At 74.0% G+C, this 23,980-nt stretch carries 26 protein-coding genes and 1 pseudogene; 14 read left to right on the top strand and 13 right to left on the bottom strand.

Features of this window, described 5'->3' with window-relative positions; genetic code table 11:
• Positions 1-166: 166 nt before the first annotated feature.
• From ACZ60W_RS35290 to ACZ60W_RS35275, 4 genes are all read right to left on the bottom strand, one after another.
• Entirely contained in the window at positions 167-925 is a 759-nt protein-coding gene (locus ACZ60W_RS35290; protein ID WP_469759499.1) for a TIGR04222 domain-containing membrane protein, read from the bottom strand.
• A 69-nt stretch (positions 926-994) separates the two neighbouring features.
• Positions 995-2,035, bottom strand: coding sequence for a TIGR04222 domain-containing membrane protein (locus tag ACZ60W_RS35285; protein WP_469759498.1), 1,041 nt, complete (start codon positions 2,033-2,035; stop codon positions 995-997).
• A 2-nt stretch (positions 2,036-2,037) separates the two neighbouring features.
• Complete coding sequence (locus tag ACZ60W_RS35280) at positions 2,038-3,429, bottom strand: multinuclear nonheme iron-dependent oxidase (RefSeq protein WP_469759497.1); 1,392 nt, start codon at positions 3,427-3,429, stop codon at positions 2,038-2,040.
• A 135-nt stretch (positions 3,430-3,564) separates the two neighbouring features.
• Entirely contained in the window at positions 3,565-4,272 is a 708-nt protein-coding gene (locus ACZ60W_RS35275) for a peptidyl-tRNA hydrolase (RefSeq protein WP_469759496.1), read from the bottom strand.
• Positions 4,273-4,343: 71 nt separating this feature from the next.
• Here ACZ60W_RS35275 and ACZ60W_RS35270 point away from each other — a divergent pair, with 71 nt between their 5' ends.
• From ACZ60W_RS35270 to ACZ60W_RS35255, 4 genes are read left to right on the top strand one after another with little or no spacing between them, the layout of a single operon-like run.
• A complete protein-coding gene (locus ACZ60W_RS35270) occupies positions 4,344-5,021 on the top strand; it encodes an AIM24 family protein (RefSeq protein WP_469759495.1) in 678 nt (225 codons plus the stop codon).
• Between the two features lie 17 nt (positions 5,022-5,038).
• Positions 5,039-5,962, top strand: a complete 924-nt coding sequence (locus tag ACZ60W_RS35265; protein WP_469759494.1) for an ATP-binding cassette domain-containing protein — start codon at positions 5,039-5,041, stop codon at positions 5,960-5,962.
• Positions 5,959-6,609 (top strand): ABC transporter, encoded by a 651-nt coding sequence (locus ACZ60W_RS35260; RefSeq protein WP_469759493.1) that lies wholly within the window; start codon positions 5,959-5,961, stop codon positions 6,607-6,609. The genes ACZ60W_RS35265 and ACZ60W_RS35260 overlap by 4 nt, the downstream gene beginning before the upstream one ends.
• 29 nt (positions 6,610-6,638) lie before the next feature.
• The gene (locus ACZ60W_RS35255) at positions 6,639-6,878 is read left to right on the top strand and encodes a hypothetical protein (RefSeq protein ID WP_469759492.1); all 240 of its coding nucleotides are present in this window, start codon (positions 6,639-6,641) and stop codon (positions 6,876-6,878) included.
• 6 nt (positions 6,879-6,884) lie between these two features.
• Here ACZ60W_RS35255 and ACZ60W_RS35250 read toward each other — a convergent pair whose 3' ends face one another.
• The 5 genes from ACZ60W_RS35250 to zapE form a co-directional block, all read right to left on the bottom strand.
• Positions 6,885-7,727 (bottom strand): polysaccharide deacetylase family protein, encoded by an 843-nt coding sequence (locus tag ACZ60W_RS35250; RefSeq protein WP_469759501.1) that lies wholly within the window; start codon positions 7,725-7,727, stop codon positions 6,885-6,887.
• A 137-nt stretch (positions 7,728-7,864) separates the two neighbouring features.
• A complete protein-coding gene (locus ACZ60W_RS35245; protein ID WP_469759491.1) occupies positions 7,865-8,776 on the bottom strand; it encodes a PPK2 family polyphosphate kinase in 912 nt (303 codons plus the stop codon).
• A 116-nt stretch (positions 8,777-8,892) separates the two neighbouring features.
• Positions 8,893-10,254 (bottom strand): alkaline phosphatase PhoX, encoded by a 1,362-nt coding sequence (locus ACZ60W_RS35240; protein WP_469759490.1) that lies wholly within the window; start codon positions 10,252-10,254, stop codon positions 8,893-8,895.
• A 143-nt stretch (positions 10,255-10,397) separates the two neighbouring features.
• On the bottom strand, positions 10,398-10,823 hold the full coding sequence (locus ACZ60W_RS35235) for an OsmC family protein (RefSeq protein ID WP_469759489.1): 426 nt from the start codon (positions 10,821-10,823) through the stop codon (positions 10,398-10,400).
• Between the two features lie 34 nt (positions 10,824-10,857).
• Positions 10,858-11,943 carry a cell division protein ZapE gene (gene zapE, locus ACZ60W_RS35230; RefSeq protein WP_469759488.1) on the bottom strand — a complete coding sequence of 362 codons (1,086 nt, stop codon included), beginning with the start codon at positions 11,941-11,943 and terminating at the stop codon, positions 10,858-10,860.
• 36 nt (positions 11,944-11,979) lie between these two features.
• Here zapE and ACZ60W_RS35225 point away from each other — a divergent pair, with 36 nt between their 5' ends.
• From ACZ60W_RS35225 to ACZ60W_RS35185, 9 genes and pseudogenes are all read left to right on the top strand, one after another.
• Entirely contained in the window at positions 11,980-12,768 is a 789-nt protein-coding gene (locus ACZ60W_RS35225; RefSeq protein WP_469759487.1) for a pyrimidine reductase family protein, read from the top strand.
• A gap of 106 nt (positions 12,769-12,874) precedes the next feature.
• Positions 12,875-13,345 carry an indole-3-glycerol phosphate synthase gene (locus ACZ60W_RS35220; protein ID WP_469759486.1) on the top strand — a complete coding sequence of 157 codons (471 nt, stop codon included), beginning with the start codon at positions 12,875-12,877 and terminating at the stop codon, positions 13,343-13,345.
• Positions 13,346-13,487: 142 nt separating this feature from the next.
• Positions 13,488-14,888 carry a UDP-N-acetylmuramate--L-alanine ligase gene (murC, locus tag ACZ60W_RS35215; protein WP_469759485.1) on the top strand — a complete coding sequence of 467 codons (1,401 nt, stop codon included), beginning with the start codon at positions 13,488-13,490 and terminating at the stop codon, positions 14,886-14,888.
• 17 nt (positions 14,889-14,905) lie between these two features.
• Positions 14,906-15,310: a peptide-methionine (R)-S-oxide reductase MsrB gene (gene msrB / locus ACZ60W_RS35210; RefSeq protein ID WP_469759484.1), complete on the top strand. Its 405-nt coding sequence runs from the start codon at positions 14,906-14,908 to the stop codon at positions 15,308-15,310.
• A gap of 204 nt (positions 15,311-15,514) precedes the next feature.
• Positions 15,515-16,582 (top strand): annotated as a pseudogene (locus ACZ60W_RS35205) (WXG100-like domain-containing protein); the annotation flags it as partial.
• Positions 16,583-16,696: 114 nt separating this feature from the next.
• Positions 16,697-17,293 (top strand): YwqJ-related putative deaminase, encoded by a 597-nt coding sequence (locus tag ACZ60W_RS35200; RefSeq protein WP_469759500.1) that lies wholly within the window; start codon positions 16,697-16,699, stop codon positions 17,291-17,293.
• 12 nt (positions 17,294-17,305) lie between these two features.
• Complete coding sequence (locus tag ACZ60W_RS35195) at positions 17,306-17,779, top strand: SUKH-3 domain-containing protein (protein WP_469759483.1); 474 nt, start codon at positions 17,306-17,308, stop codon at positions 17,777-17,779.
• Positions 17,772-18,167 (top strand): YwqJ-related putative deaminase, encoded by a 396-nt coding sequence (locus tag ACZ60W_RS35190; RefSeq protein ID WP_469759482.1) that lies wholly within the window; start codon positions 17,772-17,774, stop codon positions 18,165-18,167. The genes ACZ60W_RS35195 and ACZ60W_RS35190 overlap by 8 nt, the downstream gene beginning before the upstream one ends.
• On the top strand, positions 18,164-19,066 hold the full coding sequence (locus tag ACZ60W_RS35185; protein ID WP_469759481.1) for an SUKH-3 domain-containing protein: 903 nt from the start codon (positions 18,164-18,166) through the stop codon (positions 19,064-19,066). Before ACZ60W_RS35190 ends, ACZ60W_RS35185 begins: the two co-directional genes overlap by 4 nt.
• A gap of 160 nt (positions 19,067-19,226) precedes the next feature.
• On the opposite strand, the gene ACZ60W_RS35180 is transcribed toward ACZ60W_RS35185, so the two are convergent.
• Both ACZ60W_RS35180 and ACZ60W_RS35175 read right to left on the bottom strand, forming a co-directional pair.
• Positions 19,227-20,012, bottom strand: a complete 786-nt coding sequence (locus tag ACZ60W_RS35180; protein WP_469759480.1) for an SDR family NAD(P)-dependent oxidoreductase — start codon at positions 20,010-20,012, stop codon at positions 19,227-19,229.
• A 165-nt stretch (positions 20,013-20,177) separates the two neighbouring features.
• Positions 20,178-21,335, bottom strand: coding sequence for a GNAT family N-acetyltransferase (locus tag ACZ60W_RS35175; protein ID WP_469759479.1), 1,158 nt, complete (start codon positions 21,333-21,335; stop codon positions 20,178-20,180).
• A gap of 357 nt (positions 21,336-21,692) precedes the next feature.
• Between ACZ60W_RS35175 and ACZ60W_RS35170 the strand changes: the two genes are divergently transcribed.
• On the top strand, positions 21,693-22,889 hold the full coding sequence (locus ACZ60W_RS35170; RefSeq protein ID WP_469759478.1) for a M48 family metalloprotease: 1,197 nt from the start codon (positions 21,693-21,695) through the stop codon (positions 22,887-22,889).
• Here the strand turns inward: ACZ60W_RS35170 and ACZ60W_RS35165 are convergent.
• Both ACZ60W_RS35165 and ACZ60W_RS35160 read right to left on the bottom strand, forming a co-directional pair.
• Entirely contained in the window at positions 22,852-23,475 is a 624-nt protein-coding gene (locus ACZ60W_RS35165; protein ID WP_469759477.1) for a hypothetical protein, read from the bottom strand. The genes ACZ60W_RS35170 and ACZ60W_RS35165 overlap by 38 nt on opposite strands.
• Entirely contained in the window at positions 23,475-23,831 is a 357-nt protein-coding gene (locus ACZ60W_RS35160; protein WP_469759476.1) for a hypothetical protein, read from the bottom strand. Before ACZ60W_RS35160 ends, ACZ60W_RS35165 begins: the two co-directional genes overlap by 1 nt.
• Positions 23,832-23,980 lie beyond the last annotated feature (149 nt).

Below are 23,980 nucleotides of genomic sequence, written 5' to 3'. Positions count from 1 at the left end.
CTCACCCGACCCCCCCCACCCGACACAGAAAAGAAAAAGAGGCAGGCGCCCCCCCCCCCCCCCCCCCCCCCCCCCCCCCCCTCCCCCCCCCTGCTCCCCCCCCCCCCCCCCCCCCCCCACCGGCGTCCTCCCGGGGCCTCCTCGTGAGGCCCCGTCCCGTCTCCCCTCACGTCCCGCGCCGGGTGTCGTCCCCCCGGAAGGCCGCGCGGAGCTCCGGCTCCAGGACCGCCGGCCCGCGCGTCGCCAGCGCCGTGAGCGGATCGGTCGCGCAGAGACCGGAGAGCAGCCGCTGCCCGGCCGGCGAGGCCCAGCGCGTGTACGGGTAGCGCTCGAACGATCCGATGAACAGGCAGAGCCCCGCGCCCGTCAGCGGCAGCGAGAACGCGGCGAGCACCAGGGTGCGCTCGGCGGCCGGCACGAGCAGCCCGGACACCGCCCCCAGGAGCAGGGAGAGCAGGAACCCCGCCTTCACGGTCCGCACCCCGTCCGCGATCTCCCGCCGGCCCACCGCCGGCACGGCCAGCCCCCGCCCGACGAGCCGTTCCTCCACGGCCCGCACCGAGGCGTCGGCGGCCACCAGCGGCCGGACGGCGGGCACCGGGCGCTGCCCGGCGGGCCCGATGGCGCCGACCACGGCCCGCTCCAGCGGGTCGCCCCCCGCCCCGCCCGCGTCCACGACCGTGGCCCAGCCGGTGTGGGCCAGCAGCAGCCGCCGTGCCCGGTGCATCGTCACCAGCGTCAGGTCCGTGACCCGCAGCGGCCCCCCGGCCAGGTACGCCGCCTCGCACAACGTCAGCTCCACGTCCGCGTCGGCGCGCCCGTCACCGGGGCGCGGCCGGACGGCCCGGAGGGACGCACGGCAGACCCGCGCGCAGCCGAGCCCCGCGGCGACGCAGGCCACCAGGAAGAGCGGAACCCAGATCATGTCCGAGTTCTACGGCAGGACGGGCGGGCCCGCCACTCGAATGGGCGCGCCCGCCGTGCGGAGCTCCGGTCAGCTGCTGGAGCTGGAGCACGAGCTCCCGCTGGAGCTCGAACAGGAGCTGCTGCTGGAGCTGGAGCAGGAGCTGCCGCCGGAGCTGCCGCAGCTCGATCCGCCGCCGGAGCAGGAGCCCGAGGAACAGGAGCCCGAGGAACAGGAACCGGCCGAGCAGGAGCTGCCGCCGGAGCCCGGGTCCGATCCGGCGCCGCAGGCGCTGGTGCCCGCGCACCACGTCGCCGCAAGGCCCAGGGCCGCCGCGTCCGAGGAGGAGTACGCCCCGGAGGAGGGGCGCCGCCCGCGGCCGCGGCGCGGGGTCCCGTGGACCCGCGCGGCGGCGAGGAGCTGCTCCCGCAGCACCGGGTCGGGCAGGGCCCGCAGCCCGTGCAGCGCCACCAGGTGCCCGGCGTCCGCGAGGTGGCCCTGACCGCGGCCGTAGGCCGACAGGGCCCGCAGCCCGGCCGGGGTGACCTGCTTCGCGGAGACCGCCGCGCACGAGAGGGCGGTGGCCCCGCAGGCGAGGAGCAGCGGGAGCGTCTTCACCAGCAGCGGGACCGACGCCTCGGTGCTCGTGGCGAAGTCCACGATCGTGAGGACCCCGGTGACGGGGAAGAGCAGGAACGCGCCGAAGCCGAGCACGCCGCACCACCGGAGGATCGACCGCCGGCTCGACGGGTCCACGACCAGGCCGCGTCCGGCGAGCCCGTCGCCGATCTCCTGCACGGCCGGGTGCCGCATGACCGCGAGCCGCAGGTGGTGCAGGGCCCCGTGCGGGGCGCCGGCGTGCTCCTGGAGCACCGCGCGCTCCACCGGGTCGTGCGCGGTGGGCCGGACGACGGCCACGATGCCGGGGCCGCCGATCGCGAGCCGGCCGTCGGCCTGGAGCGAGGCGAGCGCGGTGTCGACGACCCGGGCCGGACCGCCCGTCAGGAAGGCGGCCTCGTACCGGTCGTGGACCGGCCCGCCGGGGCCGCGGCGCGACCGGACGACCCGGGCGACGAGCAGCGCGATGCCGGTGAGGCCGGCCGCGTAGAGGCCGAGGACGACGATGCCCATGGTCATCTCCTGACGAGTGCGTGGCGGGCGGCCCGGACGAGCCGGGTCGCGCGGCCGGGCGGGCGGCTGCCGGAACGGTCCTGCCACCACTCCGTGAGCGCGCGCCGCGCCACGGGGTCCTCGGGGCGGTCGGCCAGCAGCAGGTGCTCCACGAAGTCGAGCGCGTCCCGGCGGTAGCCGCCGGTCATGGGGCGGGTCCGGGCGTACGCGAGGAAGGCCGGCCGGAAGCCGCCGCCGAGGATCTCCGGCAGCTCGGGCGCCACCTTCGCCACCACGCCCGCGCGCTTCGCCGCGAGCGCCCGGCTCTGGACCCCGATCCGCCGGCTGTCGAACCCCTCCGGGACCGGCGTCCCCGCCACCAGTGCCGACAGCAGGGACGCCTGGGCGACCCCCACCCGCTGGCGGGCGGCGTCGTCCGGCGCGGGCCCGGCGGTCGCGGCCGCGTCGGCGGTCAGGACGGGGGCGCTCGGCATGGGGCCGCCCGAGACGCGGGCCCCGGCGCCGATGAGCAGCGGCTGCGCCGCGGACGGCCGGGGCACGCGGACGGCGCCCGCGGCCGGGGCGGACGTACGGGCCCGGCTCACCGTCCTCCGGATCGCCTCCAGTTCGCCCGCCAGCTCCGGCGCGGCCGGGAAGTCGTCGTCGCGCTCCAGCAGCACCCCGGGGGGCGCCACCCGCGACGCGAGGTCGCCGAGCACGTCGAGGACCGCCGGCGGCACCGGGTGGGCGTGGGTGTCGTGCCAGACGCCGTCCCGCTCGACACCGCCCGCCACGTGCACGTACGCGATCGCGTCGACCGGCAGCTCGGACAGGGCCTTCGCCGGGTCCTCGCCGCGGTTGACGTGGTTGGTGTGCAGGTTGGCGACGTCGATCAGGAGCCGCACCCCCGTACGCTCCACCAGCTCCGCCAGGAACCGGCCCTCGCTCATCTCCTCGCCGGGCCAGGACAGGAGCGCGGCGATGTTCTCCAGCGCGAGCGGCACCGGGAGCGCCTCCTGCGCGAGGCGCACGTTCTCGCAGAGCACGTCGAGCGCGTCCCGGGTCCGCGGCACGGGCAGCAGGTGGCCCGCCTCCAGCTGCGGGGTCGCGGTGAGCGGCCCCCCGCCCCGGACGAACGCGATGTGCTCCGTGACCAGCGGCGCCCCCAGCGCCACCGCCTTCTCCCCGAGTGCGGCGAGCCGCGCCGGGTCGGGCCGGTCGGCGCCCCCCAGCCCCAGCGAGACGCCGTGCGGCACGACCGTCACGCCGCGCTCGCGCAGCCGGATCAGGGAGTCGGGCAGATGGTCCGCGCAGATGTTCTCCGCGACGACCTCCACCCAGTCGAGGCCCTCCAGCGCCTCCACCGCCTCCGCGATCTCGGGACGCCAGCCGATGCCGATGCCGAGTTCCGTCATGTCCCCCTCCTTCGGTCCCCCGTCCTCCACGTGATGGCCCGGGCGGGGACGTTCGAATCCAGGAAGGGGGACGTTCAGAGCTTCATTTGAGGTTCGCGCGCCCGCGGGGCGATTTCGGGGCCCGGCGGCCCGCGCCTACCCCCGCGGCAGCCGCAGGCGGGGGGCGAAGCGGGGGCTGCCCTCGGCGGCGACCGTCTTGCCGGGGGCGATCTCGGTGAAGCCGGCGTCGCGGACGACCGGGAGGTCGCTCGCGGCGAGGGCGGCCCAGAGCTCGGGGGTGGCGGTGCGGACGGCGAGCGGGAAGCCGGCGTCCTGCCAGGCGGTGCGGTCGGCGTCGTCCATGGCCCACCAGAGCAGCTGGGCGCCGTGTCCGGTCTGGGCCATCGTCTTGCCGGCCGACATGGCGAGGCCGGGGTTGAGCCAGAGCACCACGGCGTCGTCGGGTACGGGGCCGGGCGGGGTGGGGTCGTCCAGGTCGGTGCCGGAGACCTGGAGCTTGGCGAGCTCCTTGGGCCAGCCGTCGAGCGGGACCGGCGGGAAGACCCGTACCTCCGCCTCCGCGCCGTCGACCGAGATCCCCGGGAGGGCGCCCGCGCGCCGCCACTCGGCGCCGCGCGCCCTGCGGACCACCTTGCGGATCCGGGCGTCCTGCCAGTCCGTCATCGCCCGCGCCCACTCCCCGTCGCCGCGGGAGCGGTCGTCGGTGAGGATCTCCAGGACGGCCCGCGCGGCGGTCTCCAGGGCGTCGGTACGGGACGGGGGCGCGTCGCGCTCGATGCGGACGACCAGGGGGAGGACGAACTGGGGCTTCTCGTCGCGGAGATCGGTCTCGTTGCTGCTCACCGGGCAAGTCTGCCACCGCCGCGAGGAGTGATTCTTGTGGGAATCATCGCTTCCGGGCCAGGATGCCCCTCATGAAGAGTGATCTTTTCGCCGGCGAGCACCTCGCCGAGACCGCGGGCTTCCCGGGGATGACCCTCCAGAACGCCAAGTCGGTCAAGTACACCGTGAACGGCGAGATGCACGCCCGACAGGGCTCCATGATCGCCTTCCGCGGCGACCTCCAGTTCGAGCGCAAGGGCCAGGGCATCGGCGGCCTCCTCAAGCGGGCCGTCACCGGCGAGGGCCTGGCGCTGATGGCCGTGCGCGGCCAGGGCGAGGCGTGGTTCGCGCACGAGGCGCAGAACTGCTTCATCGTCGAGATCGAGCAGGGCGAGGCGTTCACCGTCAACGGCCGCAACGTCCTCTGCTTCGACGCGACCCTCCACTACGACATCAAGACCGTGAAGGGCGCCGGGATGACCGGCGGCGGCCTCTTCAACTCGGTCTTCTCCGGCTACGGCAAGATCGCGCTGATGTGCGAGGGCAGCCCGATCGTCATCCCCGTCACCCCGCAGGCCCCCGTCTACGTCGACACCGACGCCGTCGTCGGCTGGAGCGAGCAGCTGCACACCTCGCTGCACCGCTCGCAGTCGCTCGGCTCGATGATCCGCGGCGGCTCCGGCGAGGCCGTGCAGCTCAAGCTGGAGGGCCAGGGCTTCGTCGTCGTCCGGCCGAGCGAGCTCACCCCGCAGAAGAACACCTCCGGCTGAGACCGGGGCGACGGCAGGTGCGGACGGAGCGGGGCGGGACGGGGACGGAACGGGGCGCGGGCGGGGCGGGCCCGAGGCTGGAAGGGGTCGGGCGCCGGCACGGCCCGCGCGGGCCGTGGGTCCTGCGCGGCGTCGACCTCGTCCTGCCCGCCGCCCTCGTCCGGATCGTCGGCGCCAACGGGACGGGCAAGTCGACCCTGCTCCGGCTCCTGGCCGGCGTGGACGCCCCCACCGAGGGCCGCGTGACGGGCCGTCCGGCCCGCACCGCGTACGTCCCCGAGCGCTTCCCCGCCGCCCTGCCGTTCACGGCCGCCGACTACCTCGTGCACCTCGGGCGGGTCCAGGGGCTCGGCCGCACGGCCGCGCGGACCCGGGCGGGGGAGTGGCTGGAGCGGTTCGGCGCCGCCGACCACGCGGGCACGCCCCTGGCCGCGCTCTCCAAGGGCACCAGCCAGAAGGTCGCCGTCGCCCAGGCGCTCCTGGCCGATCCCGCCCTCCTCGTCCTCGACGAGGCGTGGACCGGTCTCGACGCCGGTGCCCGCGCCGAGCTGGACGCCGCCGTCCGTGGACGCCTCGCGGCGGGCGCCGCCGTCGTCTTCGTCGACCACGACCCGCGCCGGCTCGCGGGTGAGGCGGACGCGGTGTACGCGGTGGAGGCGGGCCGGGTGCGGCGGACCGGGGAGGACCGCGCGGGCCCCGGCCCGGCCCGGGCGCCCGCGGCGCTCGTACGGATCACCGCGTCCGGCGAGGGGCCCCTGCCGGCCCGGCTGCCGGGCGCCCCGGCCGGCTCGCCCGCCCCGGCCGGCTCGCCCGCCCCCGGGCCCATGGCCGGCGCGCGGGTGCTCACCGTGGCCGCGGCGCACTCCGACGCCCTGCTCGGGGCGCTCCTCGCGGCGGGCTGGCACATCCACCACCTCGACACCGAAGGCGTACGGGCATGACGGCGCTCCTGCGTTACCAGTCGGGCCTGCTGCTCCGCTCGCAGCGCTGGCTCGCGCCGCTCCTGCTGTACGTGGCGGTCGTCGGCGTCGGTGTCCGCGCGGGCGATCCCGTGCTCGGCGCGCTCGGCCTCACCGCCGCCGCCGTCCTCCCGGTGGCCGCCTGGTCGGTGCGGATCTGCCTCACCCAGGAGCCGCCCGCCGCCCGGAACGTGCTCGCCGCGGCCGCGGGCCGGGGCCGCGCGCACCTGGCCGCGCTGCTCACCGGCGCCGCCTGGCCGACGGCGGTCGCCGCCCTCGCCGTCCTGCTGGTCACGGCGGTGGGCGACCGGCGGGGCGTCACCGCGCTCGGCGCCGCGTCCACCGGGCTCCTCGCCGCGGCCGCCTGCGCCCTGACGGGGGCGGCGGTCGGCGCGCTGTCCTCGCGCCCGTTCCTCGCGGCCCCGGGCTGGTCCCTCACGGCGCTCGTGTCCGGCTCCCTGCTCGCCCTGGTGACCACCGGCTCCCCGGCGCGGCAGGCGATGACGGCGCTGGTCACCGGGGCCCGTGCGACGACCGCCGACCCGCCGTGGCTCGCCTGCGCGGGCGCGCTGCTCCTCGCGGCGGCGACGGCGGGGCTGTCCTGCCGGGCGACGGCACGCCTGGAATGAGGGCGGGGCGGATGAGTAGGCTCGGTCACATGAACGAGTCCACGCCGTCCCTGCCCGCGGGTCCGTCGGAGTCCTCGGAACCGTCGGGAGCCGCCTCATCCTGCGGCGCCCCCGCGACCGGACCGCGGCCCGAGCGCGCGGCCGAGGGGCCGTTCGCCTCCTGTGTGCTGTGCCAGGAGCCGACGGAGTACGCGCGCTCGGTCAAGGGGATCACCCTCTGCCCGGTCTGCGAGTGGCAGGAGGCCCAGCGCAACGCCTGCTCCGGCTGACCGCGGTCAGCGGGCCATCAGTGCGGAGACCTTCACGAAGCGGTAGCCGCGGGCGCGCAGTTCCGGGACGATCCGGCGGATCGCCCGTTCGGTGACGGGGGCCGCGCTGCGCGTGCAGTGCAGGACCACCAGCGAGCCGGGCCGCACGCCGTCGAGCACCTCGTCGGCGACGGCGTCCGCGTCGTGGGCGAAGGCGTCTCCGCTGACCACGTCCCACTGGACGGCCGTGACGCCGGCGGGGGCGAGGGAGCGCAGGGCGGTGTCGTCGTAGCAGCCGCCGGGGAAGCGGAAGTACGGGACGACGTTGACGGCGCCCGCGTCGCGGAACGCGTCGAACGCCCGCTGGACGTCGCTCGCCATGTCGGGGGCGGAGACCGTCGGCAGTCCGTAGCAGGGCGACGCGAAGGCGTAGTGGCTGTAGGAGTGGTTGGCGATCTCGAACCGGGGGTCGCCCCCGATGGACCGCGCCTGTTCCGGGTACTCCTCCGCCCAGCGGCCGGTCATGAAGACGGTGGCGTCGACCTCGAGCCGCCGCAGCGTCGCGATCAGCTCCGGGTTGTCGAACCGCTCGCCGCGCGCCGCCCGCGGCCCCTGATCGGCCGTCATGTCCGCGTCGAACGTGAGCGCGACGACCTTCTCCGTGCCCGTGACCCGGCGCTTGAAGACGGGGGTGAGCCCGCCGGGGCCCGGTGCCATGGTCGGCGGGGCGGCGGGCACGCGCGCGGGCCGGGGTCCCGCGGCGGCCACGCTCGCCCGGGGCGACGGGGCGCGGGAGGCGGCCGAGGGGTCCGCGGAGGGGGTGGGACTGCCGGCGCCACCCCCGCCGCAGCCGACAAGGGTGGCGCCCATCAGGCCAAGCACCGCCAATTTCCGTACAAAGATGTTCACGATCGGAAGTTAACCGATCACACTCGCCAGAGTGTGCGACGCGGCAGCGGCGGAGCCCGGCCATGACCGGAGTGGCCGCGTGCCGTCGCCGCCCCGGCTCAGGTCCGCAGCAGCCGCGCCCGGCACTCCGCCACGTCGAAGTCACCCGGCGGATAGGGCGGGTCCAGCGCCTCCAGGTGCTCCAGGAGGAGCGTGCTGATGGCCCAGTTCCGGTACCACTTCCGGTCGGCCGGGACGATGTACCAGGGGGCCGCGGGCGAGGAACAGCGTTCGAGGGCGATCTCGTACGCCTCCTGGTAGGCGGGCCAGAGCGCGCGCTCCTCGATGTCGCCGACGTTGAACTTCCAGTGCTTCTCCGGGTTGTCCAGGCGTTCGAGCAGACGGGCGCGCTGCTCCTCGTAGGACAGGTGCAGGAAGACCTTGACCACCGTGACGCCGTCGTCGGCGAGCGACTGCTCGAAGCGCTCGATCTGCCCGTAGCGGCGGCCGAGCTCGGGGCGGGGGACCAGCTCGCGGACGCGGGCGATGAGGACGTCCTCGTAGTGGGAGCGGTCGAAGATGCCGATCTCGCCGGGCTGGGGGAGCGCCTTCATGACGCGCCACAGGAAGGGGTGGTTGCGTTCCTCGGGGGTGGGCGCCTTGAAGGCGTGGATGCGGCAGCCGGACGGGTTGAAGAGCCCGATGACGTGCTTGACGGTGCCGCCCTTGCCGCTGGTGTCCATGCCCTGGAGGACCAGCAGCAGACGCCGCCGGTCGCCGGCCGTGCTCGCCGCGTACAGCCGGTCCTGGAGGGCGGCGAGGCGCGGGGCGAGGGCGGCGGTGGCGGCGATCCCGGCGGCCTTGTCCGCCGGTCCGGCCGGGGTGGCGGAGGCGTCGTACGAGGCGAGGGTGATCCGCTCGCCCTCGGGGGCCCGGAGCACCTCGGCCAGAGCCGGCCCCCGGTGCCGGTCGCGGCCCGCGTGCCCCTTCGTGCCGCCGCGCTTCTTCCGCCCGCTGTCCCGCTTCGCCACCTCGCGCCCCTTCCGCCGTCCGGCTCCCGCTCCCTCGATCCTGCGACGGAATCCGGCCGCCCGCGAGTGGTGCGGGGCGCGTGCGGGCGGCCGGGGGCGGTGCGGCGGGGCTCAGCTCAGCACCACGGGCCCGTCACCGCGAAGGTCGTGCCGGGGGTGTAGCAGTTGACGTACATCGTGGAGCGGTCCGGGGAGAAGGTGACGCCCGCGAACTCGCCCCACTCCGGCGCCTCGGGCGTGCCGATGTTCTGGGCGCCGCGGGCGACCGGGTACACCTCGCCCTTCCTGCTGACCCCGAACACGTGCTGCGCCCCGTCGCCGTCCTCGCAGACCATGAGGCCGCCGCTCGGGGCGAGACAGATGTTGTCCGGCGACTCGCCGGGGAGCTTGGTGTCGGTCTCCGGGCCGAAGACGACGACGAGGGTCAGCCGCCGCCGGTGCGGCTCGTACTTCCAGACCTGGCCGAAATGGGTGGCGGCGGAGCCGTCCGCCTGGCGGGCGAAGGAGGAGACGAAGTAGACGGCCCGCCCGCCCCAGTAGCAGCCCTCCAGCTTCTGGGCGTGGGTGATGCCCTTCGGCCCGAAGTCCTGGAGCCTGATGGGCGTCCCGGTGGCCAGCGGGTCCGGTACGGGGACCCATTCGACACCCTCGAAGCGGGCGCCGGTCTCCTGGATCACGGAGAGGTCGGGGACGCCGGGGACCCGCATGGCCTCCAGCGCGCCGCCGGCGCGGAGCGATCCGGTGCCGCCGAGCGGCTTGTGCGGCAGGAAGCGGTAGAAGAGGCCGAAGGGGCGGTCGAAGGCGTCCTCGGTCTCGTACACGATGCCGTTCGTCGGGTCGACGGCGACGGCCTCGTGCTGGAAGCGGCCCATGGCGGTGAGGGGGACGGCCCCGGTGCGGCGGGGGTCGGCGCCGTCGACCTCGAAGATGAAGCCGTGGTCCTTGGCGTAGCCGTTGGTCCCGGCCCGGTCCTCGGTCTCCTCGCAGGTCAGCCAGGTGTTCCAGGGCGTGGGTCCGCCCGCGCAGTTGACGGCCGTGCCGGCGATGGCGACCCGCTCGCCGAGGACGTCGTTCCGGCCGTCGAGTTCCAGGACCGTACAGCCGCCTTTGGCGCCGGGGTCGTACGTCAGCCCGGGGACGGTCGGGACGGCGATCTTGCCGGTGGCGCGGTTCTCGTGGTTGCGGACCAGGTGGACGCGGCCCCGGCGGCCGGCGAAGGCGCCCATGCCGTCGTGGTTGCTGGGGACGGGGCCCTCGCCGGAGCGGAGCGGGTCGCCCTGCCGGGAGAGGACCCGGTAGCGGAAGCCGGCCGGGAGGTCGAGGAGGCCGTCCGGGTCGGGGACGAGGGGGCCGTAGCCGGCCCGGGTCCCGTCGGCCGCGGCACTGCCGGCGAAGAGTTCGGAGAGGGCGCCGGTGAAGGCGATGCCGGCGACGGACGCGCCGGTGCGGGACAGGATCTGACGCCGTGTTGCGGACACGAGGCAACAACCCACTTCCTGTTGGCGGACAGGTGGTGTGACGTGTGACCCGCATGTGTGTATCACGCACCGTCGTGACACGTGAACCATGCGGGCCACAACGGCCTCGTGTGGCGCGCCGCCGGCCCGGGGCCGGTCCCGCGTCAGGCCAGTTCGGCGGTGAGGGTGATCGTCGTGCCGGTGAGCGCCTGGCTCACCGGGCAGTTCTTCTTCGCGTCCTCGGCCAGCGCCTTGAACTGGTCCGCGTCGAGGCCGGGGACCTCGCCGCGCACGGTCAGGTGGATGCCGGTGATGCCCTCGCCCGGCTGGAAGGTCACGTCCGCCTTGGTCTCCAGGCGGGTCGGCGCGCTGCCGGCCTTGGCCAGGCCGTTGGAGAAGGCCATCGAGAAGCAGGACGAGTGCGCGGCCGCGATGAGCTCCTCGGGGCTCGTCTTGCCGTTCGGCTCCTCCGAACGGGCGGGCCAGGAGACGTCGTACGAGCCGAGGCCGGAGGAGTCGAGGGTGACGACGCCGGAGCCCTTGAGGAGGTCGCCCTGCCAGACGGTGTGTGCGTGACGCACGGTGGCCATGGTGGATCCCTTTCGATGGGGTACGGCCACCAAGCTACTGCGGGAGGAGGCCCTTCGCGTCGCGGGCGAGCGCGGTGAGCCGGGAGATCGCCCGGAAGTACTTCTTGCGGTACCCGCCGTTCAGCATCTCGTCGCTGAACAGCCGGTCGAAGGGGAGTCCGGAGGCCAGCACGGGTATCTCGCGGTCGTAGAGCCGGTCGGCCAGGACGACGAGCCGCAGCGCGGTGGACTGGTCGGGGACCGGCCGGACGTCGGTGAGGCAGACCGCGCCGAGGTCGTCGGTGAGCGCGCCGTACCGGCTCGGGTGCACCCTGGCCAGGTGTTCGAGCAGGTGCGGGAAGTCGTCGAGGGAGGCGCCGGGCGTGGCGTACGCGGTCTCCGTGACGACCTGGTCGGAGAAGGGCCGGGGTGCCTCGGGCAGTCCGCGGTGGCGGTAGTCCTCGCCGTCGATGCGCAGGGGCATGAAGTGGGCCGAGAGGCCCTGGATCTCGCGGAGGAAGTCGGCGGCGGCGAAGCGGCCCTCGCCGAGCTTGCCGGGCAGCGTGTTGGAGGTGGCGGCCAGCGCCACGCCGGCCTCGACGAGCTTGCCGAGCAGGCTGGAGACGAGGACGGTGTCGCCCGGGTCGTCGAGCTCGAACTCGTCGATGCAGAGGAGCCGGTGCCCGCTGAGGGTCTTCACGGTCTGCTGGAAGCCGAGGGCGCCGACGAGGTTGGTCAGCTCGACGAAGGTGCCGAAAGCTTTCAGCGAGGGCTCGGCGGGCGTCGCGTGCCACAGGGACGCCAGCAGGTGGGTCTTGCCGACGCCGTACCCGCCGTCCAGGTAGACCCCGCGCGGGCCGGTCGGCGCCGCGGGCTTCCTGGCGAACCAGCGGCGCTTGCCGGCACCGGAGGCGTGCGCGCCGCCCAGTCCCTCGGCGAAGGCGCTCAGCCTCGTGACGGCGTCCGACTGGCTGGGCTGGTTCGGGTCGGGGAGGTACGTGTCGAACCGTACGGAGTCGAAGCGCGGCGGCGGCACCATCTCCGCGACGAGGCGGTCGGCGGGGACGTGGGGCTCTCGGGAGCAGAGCGAGAGCGGGGCCGCCTCGGTGGAGGCGGCTTCGGAGAGGGCGCGGGTCGACACAGTTCCCCACTGTAATCGTCATGTCAGACTGCGAGGATGCGACGCCTGCTCCCTGTGACGGACATGACAGCCCCCGAGACCGCCGCCGGTCCGGCCGCCGCCGGCGGCCGGGAGTGGTCGCTCGACGAGCTCGCCGACGCCTACGCGTATCCGGAGGGTGACAGCGCGTGGCTGCGGGCCAACATGGTCTCCTCGCTCGACGGGGCCGGTCAGCACGACGGGCGGTCCCAGCCGCTCTCCTCCGAGACCGACATGCGGATCTTCGGCACCCTGCGGGGGCTCGCCGACGTGATCGTCGTGGGTGCGGAGACCGTACGCCTGGAGGGGTACCGCCCGGCCCGGGCGCGGGAGGCGTTCGCCGCCCGCCGGGCCGCCGCCGGGCAGGGCGAGGCACCCGTGATCGCCGTGGTCACCGCCTCCCTCGACCTCGACTTCTCGCTGCCGCTCTTCACCTCGCCGCTGGTGCCGACGCTCGTCCTGACCGGGGCCGGGGCCCCGGCCGACCGGGTCGCCGCGGCCCGCGCCGCGGGCGCCGAGGTGCTGGTCGCGGGCGAGGGGGCCGGGGTGGACCCGGCCCGCGCCGTGGCGGTGCTCGCGGCGCGCGGGCTGCGGCGGCAGCTGACCGAGGGCGGGCCCCGGCTGCTGGGCCAGTTCGTGGCGGCGGGGGTGCTCGACGAGCTGTGCCTGACGGTCTCGCCGACCATGACCGCGGGGGACGCCCAGCGGATCGCGGGGGGCCCTTCGGTGGCCGTCCCGACACGCTTCTCCGTGGCTTCCGTGCTGGAGCAGGACGGCTTCCTCTTCACCCGCTACCGTCGGATCTGACAATCGGCGGAATTTGTCGTTCCGCTTAGCGTCCGCTGGGCACACTTACTGTCGCAGACCCCGTGCGGGCACGGGGAAGGATGGTTTCCGCAGAAGGGCTCCTGAGGTGTTCACAAGCGTTCTGATGATCGAGAAGCCCCTGACGTCCGTCGACGTGGAATTCGTCACCACCCTGCACGGCGACGAGGGCGTGTCCTTCATCGTTCTCCTGCAGCCGCGTGGTGACCAGGCCGATGTACTGCTGCGCGCCATCGACGACGTCGCCATGGGCGAACTCAAGGAAGCGACCCGCGAGGGCGACGAACCGGAGGGCAAGGCGGCCAGGGGGCCCGCCGAGCAGGGGCTGGAGGTCTCGCTCCAGGCACTGAGGGCGGCCGGCTGCGAGGCGGTCGGCCAGGTCGTCGAGGACCACCCGCTCACCACGATGAAGGCGGTGGTCGACGAGGCGGGGGCGGACGAGGTGATCGTGCTCACCGCACCGCACTACGTGGAGGAGTTCTTCCACCGGGACTGGGCCTCCCGGGCCCGCCACAAGGTCGGCGTCCCCGTCCTGAAGCTCTTCGCGCACAGCGACTGACGGACCCCGGCCGGGTCCGCGCCCCGTGCAGGGGGCCCGGACCCGGCCTTCGCGGACACGGCCGCACGTCCCGCCGGGGGCGTCCGGCGGGAGCCACTAGGCTGGTGACCTCCAGAACCATCCACCCCGGGGAGAGATCCGCATGGCACCCGCCATCCCTGCCGCCATGGAACGGCCGCACTTCATCGGCATCGGCGGTGCCGGAATGTCGGGCATCGCGAAGATCCTCGCCCAGCGGGGCGCCAAGGTCGCCGGCAGCGACGCCAAGGAGTCCCCGACCGCCGAGGCGCTGCGCGCCCTGGGCGCCACCGTGCACATCGGCCACGCCGCCGAGCACCTGGCGGACGACGCCTCCGCCGTCGTCGTCTCCAGCGCCATCCGCGCCGACAACCCGGAGCTGGCCCGCGCCGCGGAGCTCGGCATCCCGGTCGTCCACCGTTCCGACGCCCTCGCCTCCCTCATGGACGGCCTGCGCGCGATCGCCGTGGCCGGCACGCACGGCAAGACGACGACCACCTCGATGCTGGCCGTCGCGCTCACCGCGCTCGGCCTCGACCCGTCGTACGCCATCGGAGGCGACCTCGCGGGCCCCGGCACGAACGCCCTGCACGGCGCCGGCGAGGTCTTCGTCGCCGAGGCCGACGAGAGCGACCGCAGCTTCCAGAAGTACGACCCCGAGGTCGCGATCGTCCTCAACGTCGAGCTGGACCACCACGCGAACTACGCCTCCATGGACGAGATCTACGAGTCCTTCGAGGCGTTCACGGCCAAGATCCGGCCCGGCGGCACCCTGGTCGTCGGCGAGCACGCGGGCGCCCGCGAACTGGCCCGCCGGGTCGCGGACCGCGACGGCCTGAACGTCGTGACCGTCGGCGAGTCCGAGGACTCCGACGCCCGCATCCTGAAGATCGTCCCGAACGGGATGAAGAGCGAGGTGACCGTCGCCCTCGACGGCGCCGAGCACACCTTCACCGTCTCCGTCCCCGGCCGCCACTACGCCCACAACGCCGCCGCGGCCCTCGCCGCCGGCGCCCGCGTCGGCATCGATCCGGCCGAGCTGGCCCAGGCCCTCACCGCCTACACCGGCGTCGGCCGCCGCCTCCAGCTCAAGGGCGAGGCCGCCGGCGTCCAGGTCATCGACTCGTACGCGCACCACCCCACCGAGATGACCGCCGACCTGGAGGCCATGCGCGGCGCCGCGGGCGCCTCCCGCCTCCTCGTCGTCTTCCAGCCGCACCTGTTCTCCCGTACCCAGGAACTGGGCAAGGAGATGGGCGACGCGCTGGCCCTCGCCGACGCCTCCGTCGTCCTCGACATCTACCCGGCCCGCGAGGACCCGATCCCCGGCATCACCAGCGAGCTGATCATCGCCGCCGCCGAGCGTGCCGGTGCCGACGTGCGGCCCGTCCACGACAAGGACACGGTGCCGGAGGTCGTCGCGGGAATGACCGGCCCCGGCGATCTCGTTCTGACCATGGGCGCGGGCGACGTCACGGACCTCGGTCCGAGGATCCTGGACCGGCTCGCCCGCCCGTCGAGCTGAGCCGAGGGAGCGGAACGATGGCGTACGACGTCGAGAAGACCGACGAGGAATGGCAGGCGCAGCTGAGCCCGTCGGAGTACCAGGTGCTCCGGCTGGCCGGCACGGAGCCCGCCTTCCGGGGCGAGTACACCGACACCAAGACGCAGGGCGTGTACTCCTGCCGTGCCTGCGGCGCGGAGCTGTTCACGTCGGGTGAGAAGTTCGAGTCGCACTGCGGCTGGCCGTCCTTCTTCGACCCGAAGGACACCGAGGCCGTCGAGCTGGTCGCCGACACCTCCCACGGCATGGTCCGCACCGAGGTCCGCTGCGCCCGCTGCGGCTCCCACCTGGGCCACGTCTTCGAGGGCGAGGGCTACCCGACCCCGACCGACCAGCGCTACTGCATCAACTCGATCTCGCTGCGGCTGGAGCCGGCGGAGTAGCCGCCCGGCACGACGAACGGCGCGAGGGGCCCACCCGGATCCGGTCCGGGGCGGGCCCCTCGCGGCACCCCGGGCGATGGCAGACCTCTACGGGAGTCCCATGGAGGACGCCGAGGACTTCCGCGTCCGACCTGGACGGGTCATCAGTTGGCGTCTGTGGTAGGAATATTGCGGATTGCAAACAGCCGACACGGGGGACACGACATGGCTGTCACGATTCCGGACTGGGCGGACACCCTTCTCGATCTGATCGGGGTCGCCTGGCCGAACGTCGACGAGGACGCCTACCGCGAGATGGCGGACGCGCTGCGGGAGTTCGCGGACGACCTGGAGGACGACGGGCAGCTCGCCAACAACCACTTCGAGCGGCTGCTGTCGTCGAGCCAGGGCGAGTCGATGGACGCGCTGAACGAGCACTGGTCGAAGATCAAGTCCAAGCACATCAAGGACATCTCCGGGGCGGCGCGGACGGTCGCGGGCGGCCTGGACACGGCAGCCGGCGCGATCGAGGGCATGAAGCTCGCGGCGCTGGTGCAGCTGGGCTACCTCGCCTCCGAGGCCGGCATCGCGCTGTCGCTGATCCCGGTGACCGGCGGTCTGTCGGCGCTGATCGGCGCGGGTGCGATGCGTGCCACGCAGGAGGTGATCAAGCGGCTGATCAAGGAGTGCGTGGAGGAGGCCGTCGGTTACATCGTGGCGGCGATGACCGAGCCGGCGGTGGCCGCCCTGGAGGGCATGGCCGCCGACCTCGTCGTACAGCTGGGCGCGGTGGCGATCGGCCTCCAGGAGGAGGTCGACCTCGGCCAGACCAAGGACGCCGGCACCCAGGGGTTCAAGGACGGGGTGCAGTCGGGCAAGGAAGCCATGCACCTGGCGTCGGCGGGCGGCGGGGGCGGTGGCTCGAAGGGCTCCGGCCTGAAGAACCTGCACATCGAGCACGCGGAGCACACCCACGCGTCGACCCAGCTCAACTCGGTGAGCGTGGGCATCCACGGCAAGACGGCGGGCAAACTCACGAAGGCGAAGACGGCCCATGGCCGCACCCGGGGCCGCGACTCGATCGCCGACGCGATCGACCCCATCGCCGACAAGGCGATGGAGGCCCTCACCAAGGCCGCGAAGAACATGGGCGACCACGTCGGCCAGACCCTGCCCAAGGTCGTCAAGCAGATCTCCACCGACCACAAGAACACCGACGACGACCTCCGCGACCGCTTCGCCCGCCAGAACAAGGGCGACCACGACAGCGACAAGGGCGGTGGCGGTGGAGGCGGCGGTGGCGGTGGTGGCGGTGGTGGTGGCGGCGGGAACGGCGGCTCCGGCAACGACCCCGGCGGCAACCGCATCACGCCCGCACCGCCGTGGCACGGCAGCTCGGCGGGCAACATGAGGCACCACCGGACGGACCCGCTCGACGTCAGCCACCTCACGCCCGAGCAGCAGCGCGCGGCGCTCGTCCAGGAAGCCCGCGACCTCGCTGACCAGGCCCGCAAGGCCGACCCCAAGGACGAGAACGACCCCAAGCACAAGATCGACCTGGCGAAGACCCACTTCCCGCCCGGCACGAACCTGCTCGACGGCTCCTGTGCCGGCAGCCTGCTGCACGACGGGGTCGTCACCAGCCACTCCAGCGCCACCAAGGGAGCCGGCCAGAAGACGCCTGACCTGCACCCCGCCATGCAGTCGATCTATGATCAGGTCGAGCAGCAGATCAAGGCCGACGGCGGCTTCCCCGGCGCGGGCCACGGCAAGTGCGCCGAGGCGAACCTCGTCTCGGACCGGCTCCGGCAGCTGGACCCCGACGGGACCGGGATCTCCTCGGTCGACCACGTCCGCGACGCCATGAAGGGGTCGCAGGTCTACAGCGTGCAGATCGGCGAGCAGATCAAACCGCACCCCCTCGGCCACGGCGCGTACAAACCTCCGTGCCGGTCCTGCGCGATAGCCATGGACATGGCCGGCGTGACGGCGTACGCGGGATAAGGAGCACATCACATGCCGCACTTGAACACCCCTGAGGACGTCGACGTCTGGTTTCGGGACCACGGATGGTTCCCGGGCCGGGACGTGGCCGACACCCTGCCGGCGATGGTCGACGAGATCACCGGGCTGTACCGGGACGCCGGTCACCCGGTGGAGCCTCTCGACACGGCGACCGCTTTCCTCGCCGAGCACGGCGGACTCACCCTGACCATCGACGCCGCGCGCGAGGACCACCTCTACTTCACCCCGTACCTGGGCTACGGCTCGGCCCCGGCCGACGTCGCCGAACTGAGCCGGGACCTCGGCGTGCGGCTCTTCCCGATCGGCCTGGACGGCTCGGAGGGCTCACCCGTCCTCATCGACGAGCACGGCCGGTTCTTCTACCTGCACCACACCGGTGCCTACTACATGGGCGCCGACAAGTACGAGGCCATGCTGGCCCTCGCCCACGCCCCCATGCAGGACGCGGAGGACTACTTTGTCTGAGCTGGTCCCCGGCACGGCCGCCTCGCTGCTCCTCCACGGAACCATCACGAGCCACACCAACCTCACGGGTGACGGCGAGCCGCAGCTCCACCCCGCCGTCCGGGCGTTCCTCGACGGGCTCCCGCCGGCCCTGCGCGAGTCCTTCGCCGGCTACTGCGCCGAGTCCGCGCTCGTCTCCGACGAGCTGTACGGATTCGACCGGCAGCGCGGCGACGGCCGCGCCGCGACCCTCGACGAGGCCGCCCCGCACTTCGCGGGCGCGGCGATCGTCTCCCGCAAGATCCGCCCGCACGGCGACCCCGAGCACGGCACCGAGGCGGAGGTCTGCCGCTCCTGCACGGCGCTCCTCGACCGGCTGGGCGTCACGATCCTCCACGAACAGGCATGACCGGCGTACTGACGGACGCGGGCTGGCGGCCGGGTCGCGACGCCGGGGACGCCGCCATGCTGGCGGTCCTCGTCACGGCGACCGTCGGCGCGGAGCCGTTCCCGGCCGCCGAGCGGGCGCTGCGCGAGTTCCACGGTCTCACCGTCCTGCCCGCACCGGGCGGCGGCCGGGAGGTCGCCGCCGTGGGCAGCGTCGTCGACCCCCGCGAGGCCCGCCACGACGTCCCGTCCCTGAACCGGCTCGCCGGATCCCTGGGCGCACGGATCTTCCCCTTCGGCCGGACGGACACGGACGCGCCGCTCGCGATCGACGAGCACGGCCGGCTCCTCATGCTGGGGCCCGGCGGGCCCTGGCTGCTCGGCGAGACGGCCGCCGACGGTCTGACGGCGCTCGCCCACGGCATCGCCCCGGTACGGCTCCGCCCGCCCCGCAGGCGCCACCCGCTGCCCGGTGGTGCGCACGATCTCGGCGCGGCGGTACGGGCCGCGCTCGTCGCCGTCTACGTCCTGCACAGCACGGGCCTCTTCGGCGCCCGCGCGTTGCACCTGCGGGCCACCACCCTGCGGGGGATCGGCGTCGTGGCCGTCGACGAGGAGTTCCCGCTGCGCCCGGGCGCCCTGGAGGACAACGCCGGGCCGCTCGCCGAGGCGATGACCGCCCGCGTCGAGGCGGCCGGGGCGCGGCCGGGGTCGTGCGAGCTGACCCTCACGGTGTCCGCCCCGCCCGGCACGGAGGGCCCGGCGTCGACGGTGACCTGCGCCGTGACGGTGGGCGGCGAGACCGAGGGACCGGCCCTGATCCTGGCGGCCGCGCTGTCCGCGACGGCCGGCGCCACGGCGAAGGCCCTGGACGCCTGCGCCGGAGCCCTGGCGGACTGGGCGGCGGCGCCCCCGGCCTGACGGCTGCCCGGAGGTGGCGCCCCGGCCTGACGGCTGCCCGGAGGTGGCGCCCCGGCCTGACGGCTGCCCCGGAGGCGCCCCCTCGGCCCGACCGGCACGTCACCTCCTACCGGCACGTCACCTCCTACCGGCACGTCACCTCCTAGTGGCACGTCACCTCCTAGTGGACGGAGAACCCGCCGTCCACGAAGAGGGACTGCCCCGTCACGTAGGCCGAGGAGGCGCTCGCCAGGAAGACGGCCGCGCCCGCGAAGTCCTCCGCGAGGCCGTTGCGGCCGACCATCGTGCGCGCGGCCAGGGCGGCGACCTTCCCCGGGTCGGAGGAGAGGCGCCGGTTGAGCGGGGTCATCACGAAGCCGGGGACCAGGGTGTTGGCGGTGACGCCGTGCGGGGACCACGCCTCGGCCTGCGAGCGGGCGAGGGACTCCAGGGCGCCCTTGGACACCCCGTACGCGCCGCTCTGCACGAAGGCGCGGTGCGCCTGCTGGGAGGTGATGTGGATGATCCGGCCGAAGCCCCGCTCCGCCATGCCGGGGCCGAACCGCCGCCCGAGGAGGAACGGCGCCTCCAGGTTCACCGTCATCGTCGTGTCCCAGACCTCGTCGTCTAGGTCGCCGAAGGGCGGACGGAGGTTGACGCCCGCCGAGTTGACCAGGATGTCGGGCTCGCCGAAGACGGCCGCCGCCTCCTCCGCCCCGGTCTTGATCCCGTCACGGGTCGACAGGTCGGCGCTCACCCAGGCCGCCTCGCAGCCGTCGGCCGTCAGCTCCTCGACCGTCGCGACGAGTTCGGCCTCCTTGCGGGCCACGATCACCACGCGCGCCCCGGCCCGGGCCAGCGCCCCCGCGATGGCCCGTCCGATGCCGGAGCTGCCGCCCGTGACGAGCGCCGTACGCCCCTCCAGGGAGAAGAGCCCGGAGAGGTAACCGCCGGGTGTGCTGCTCATGGTGTCGCTCCTCGTCTCGTACGGCACCTGCCGTCCCGGTGCGGATGGCGGGCAGGTACACGCATCCTGGCACACGGCCCGGGGAGCGGCCGGGGGCGGGCGCGGTGAGCGCGGCCGCCGCGCGCCTCCTCCCCGACACGCCCGAAGCCACCTCTCGGGCGGGCGTCAGAACCAGTGCAGGCAGTGCGGAGGACGCTCGGCCCGGAACAGCGCGTCGGCGACCGCCGCCGCCTCCGGGCGGTGTGCCAGGACGTGCCCGGCGCGCACCAGCCTGCTCGGCTCGGTCCCTCCCAGGTAGATCGCCCCCAAGTCGCTGACGTCCAGCGACAGATCGGGCTCCCGGTCCGTCGCGACGCACTCGGCCTTCCCGTCCCGGACGGTCAGCAGCCACCGGCCCCGCTCGCCGAGGAACGGGTCGTCGACGTCGAGGACCAGCTCCCCGTCCCCGGACCAGCCCCGCGACGTCAGCGCGCGCGGGACGTCCAGCAGCCGCACCCACAGCCCGTCGGTGTCGCCGGTCACCTCGCCGCCCCGGAAGTCCTCCAGCTGCCAGCGCAGCGGGTGATCGGTCGGCACGTGCTTGAGCACCACCCGCTCGACCAGGTCGTGACCGAGCAGGAAGCGCACCAGCGCCGTGTACACCGCGTCGTCCGCCGTGATGATCTCGTCGACGGTCATGACCCCCGCCTCCACCGCGTAGCTCGCGTACCCGTCCGCGACCCCGTCGGCGTCCCGGTGCAGCGCGATGTACCGCGGCGCCTCGGCGACCGGCGGCTGCCCCGCCCGCAGCACCCACCAGCGGTGCGGCCGCGACACCGCCCCCGGCTGCGCCCGCCGGTACCGGTCGTAGACCTCCTCCAGGGCCTCGACGCACCTCGACCGCCGCACGACCTCGACCGAACCGGCCGCCACCGCCCCGCCCGCGCCGCGCGCCCGCGGTACGGCCAGCCCGCCCCGGTGCCGCTGCACCGTCAACCGCGCCGTGTACGTCGCCGGCCCGTACCCGAACCTCCGGTAGATCACCGCCTCCGCCGCCAGCAGCACGGACAGACACTCCCCACGCTCCCGGAACGACCTCAACTGCTTCCGCATCAGCGCCGTCAGCGCGCCGCGCCGCCGGTGCGACGGCAGGACCCCGACGGCCGTCACCCCGGACGTCGGCACGACCGCCCCACCCGGCAGCGTCAGCTCGAAGGAGTACGCCCCCGCCGTCCCGACGGCCCTCCCGTCCTCCGCCGGCGTCTTCGGGTGCATCGCGAACGCCGCGTGCACCGTGTCGACGAAGACCTCCCGGTCCTCCTCGGTCGTGTGACGAATCTCCATCGCTGCCGCCGCCTCCCTGGATGAAGGGACGCCACGGCCCGTGAAGTCCCGCCACAGTCCAGCGCTCCCACCAGACCGGAGCAACCGGATTACGAGGCACGGTTCTTGGGCGCCAGATCCCGTCACACCAGCCGGGAGAGGAACTCCGTCCAGGTGGCGGGGTCCAGGGCGAGCTGCGGGCCGGCGGGGCCGTACTCGATCGCGTACCGGCCGGGAAGACCGTACGGGTGGAGCTGGACCTCGGGACGTGACCCCGAACGCGCTTCCGGACAATCGAGTCGGAGCGTCGGATTCGCCTGACACCGTTCTCCGGCTGCCGCCACACTCGACGGTGAGCAGAAAGACGGGGGTCTGACGGTGACGGATGACAGGGCGAAGGCGCGGGCCTATCTGTGGGGCCTGCAATCTCAGGTGGCCGAGGCGACCGGCTTGCAACTCCCCGAGAAGGGCGAGCGTTGGAATCGGCGCCTCATCGAGACCGGGATGAGCATCTTCGGACTGTCGAAGGACGCGGCGAGGAAGGTCGTGGCGAGCGGTGAGTCAGCCCAGGAGCACTGGCCGCCGTGCGGGCCCGACGAGCCGCCGTGGGGATACTGGCTGATCAACTCGTTGGCGGACCGTCTGGAGAGGAACTTCCCCAGCCCTTTCACTGCTCGGCCCGTGCTGGGGATGCTGGCCACCGGCGAGATCAACGCCGTGACGCTGCTCGCCCCCGATTCCCGGACGCACATCGTGGTCCTCGAGGACGAACTGCTCTCCTTCGCGAACCTGTTCGCCAAGGCCGTGGCGCTGGCGATGCCCTATGAGACGACGGAGGACGACGGGCTCACCTTTCGCTTGGGGATCGATGAGGTGCGTCGTCACCTGAGCGTCTCCCCGGATGCGGTGATCCGATTTCGCGAAGTGGTGCTCGCCTATGTTCTCAGTGGCAGGCCGGGCATGGCGCCCCCTTACCACGCGCCGAAGCCCGTGACTCTCGCAGCCGCCATTTTCCGGGAGGGACTGGAGCTCTTCGTTCTCGGCCACGAGTACGGCCATGTCATGGCCGGGCATCTGGCTGACGAGACGACGCCGCGTCGCATGATGGGGACGGGGGGCGTCGACGCCACCGAGGTCGGATGGAAGTGGGATCAGGAGATCCTGGCGGATCTTCTGGGGTGGGGCCTGTGCTTCGGGGCGATGATCGAGGAGGTCGACCCGGCGCTGTCGCACGCCGGTGTCGAGCTCTTCTTCTCGGCCGCAGACGTCCTGGAGCGGGCTGTCTCCGTGCTGGTGACCGGTGTGGACTCCCCTCGGCTGTCCTCGACCCATCCGCCGAACGGCACGCGGCGCGACGTCGTGCGCGACTACGTCACGGTGGAGCTGGGCGAGAGGGCCGGGCCGATCCTTGAGCTGGCCACGGGAATCCAGCAGATCGTCGACGTCCTCTGGGAGCAGACCGCCCCCGTTCTCCTCGACCTCCACCGTCAAGGGGTCGCTCCCGACGCCCGCTGGACGGCCAACCTCCAGGAACCCCCTACGGGCAGCTCGCCACCGACTTCGCCGACGCGATGAGGCTGGAGGGCACCCGCCGGTCCACGCCCTTCACGCGCAGCCGCATGGCCTTCGCGTCCATCCCGACGAGCGTGCCGCACAGCGCGCTCCCGTCGGTCCGTACGATCTGCACGCCCGGCTCGCCGGGGCGGGGGCCGTACCAGGTGAGGCCGATTCCGGCGGTGACCAGGGCCAGGGAGAGGAAGCCCGCGGCGATGGCGCGCCGGAGGTCGCGGACGGCCCGGCGTACGGTCAGGCGCTCGCGGGTGAGGAGCTCCTCCAGCGACGTGTCGGCGACGCGGCGCTTGGGCATGCCGAAGGCGGCGCGCATGGCGAAGAAGGCGCCGGCCGCGGCGAGCAGGAGGCCGCCGAGGAGGAGCACGCCGACCGTGCCGCGGGCGCCGTCGGACAGGCCCTGGATCGTGTCGGGCCCCTTGACGATGCCGACGGCGGTGAGCAGGCCGAGCAGGGCGGCGAGGCCGTTGCGCCAGTTCTCGGCCTGGGCGCGGACCCGGGTCAGTTCGCTCGCCAGGAGGGCGCGGGACTCCTCGGCGTGTGCCCGACTGGCCGGAGTGCTGGGCCCGCCAGGCGTGACGTCGATCCGCATCAGCCACTCCACTCGACGTGGAGGACCCAGGAGGCCCCGCAGCCCTCCTGTTCACCGGCCTCGGGGTGGGTGGTGAGGCAGGTGCAGATGACCTCGACCTCGCGTGATCCGGCTTCGACGGCCCGGCGGTGCAGCAGACGGGACAGCACGCCGGAGGCGCCGAGCGCGCCGGCGTACGAGACGAGCGGCTCGGTGTGCACGGTCGCGTGGGCGCAGCGCGGGCAGGGCCCGCTGACCACGATGACCTCGGGGGACGTGCCCTCCGGATGCAGGGTGACGCGCGCGGTGTCGGCTGCCGCGGTGTTCCATTCCCGGTTCGATTCCACGCGGTACGGCATGTCCTGCTGGTCCGGCACTTCTCCCCCTTGCGTCTGATGGGGTCAATTTAATTGAGGCAAGGGGGAGTTGGCGAGGGGGGGGGGGGGGGGGGGGGGGGGGGGGGGGGGGGGGGGGGGGGGGGGGGGGGGGGGGGGGGGGGGGGGGGGGGGGGGGGGGGGGGGGGGGG

The sequence above is a fragment of the Streptomyces sp. NPDC104202 genome (assembly GCF_055584185.1).
This window is presented reverse-complemented; position numbering and strand designations above follow the sequence as displayed.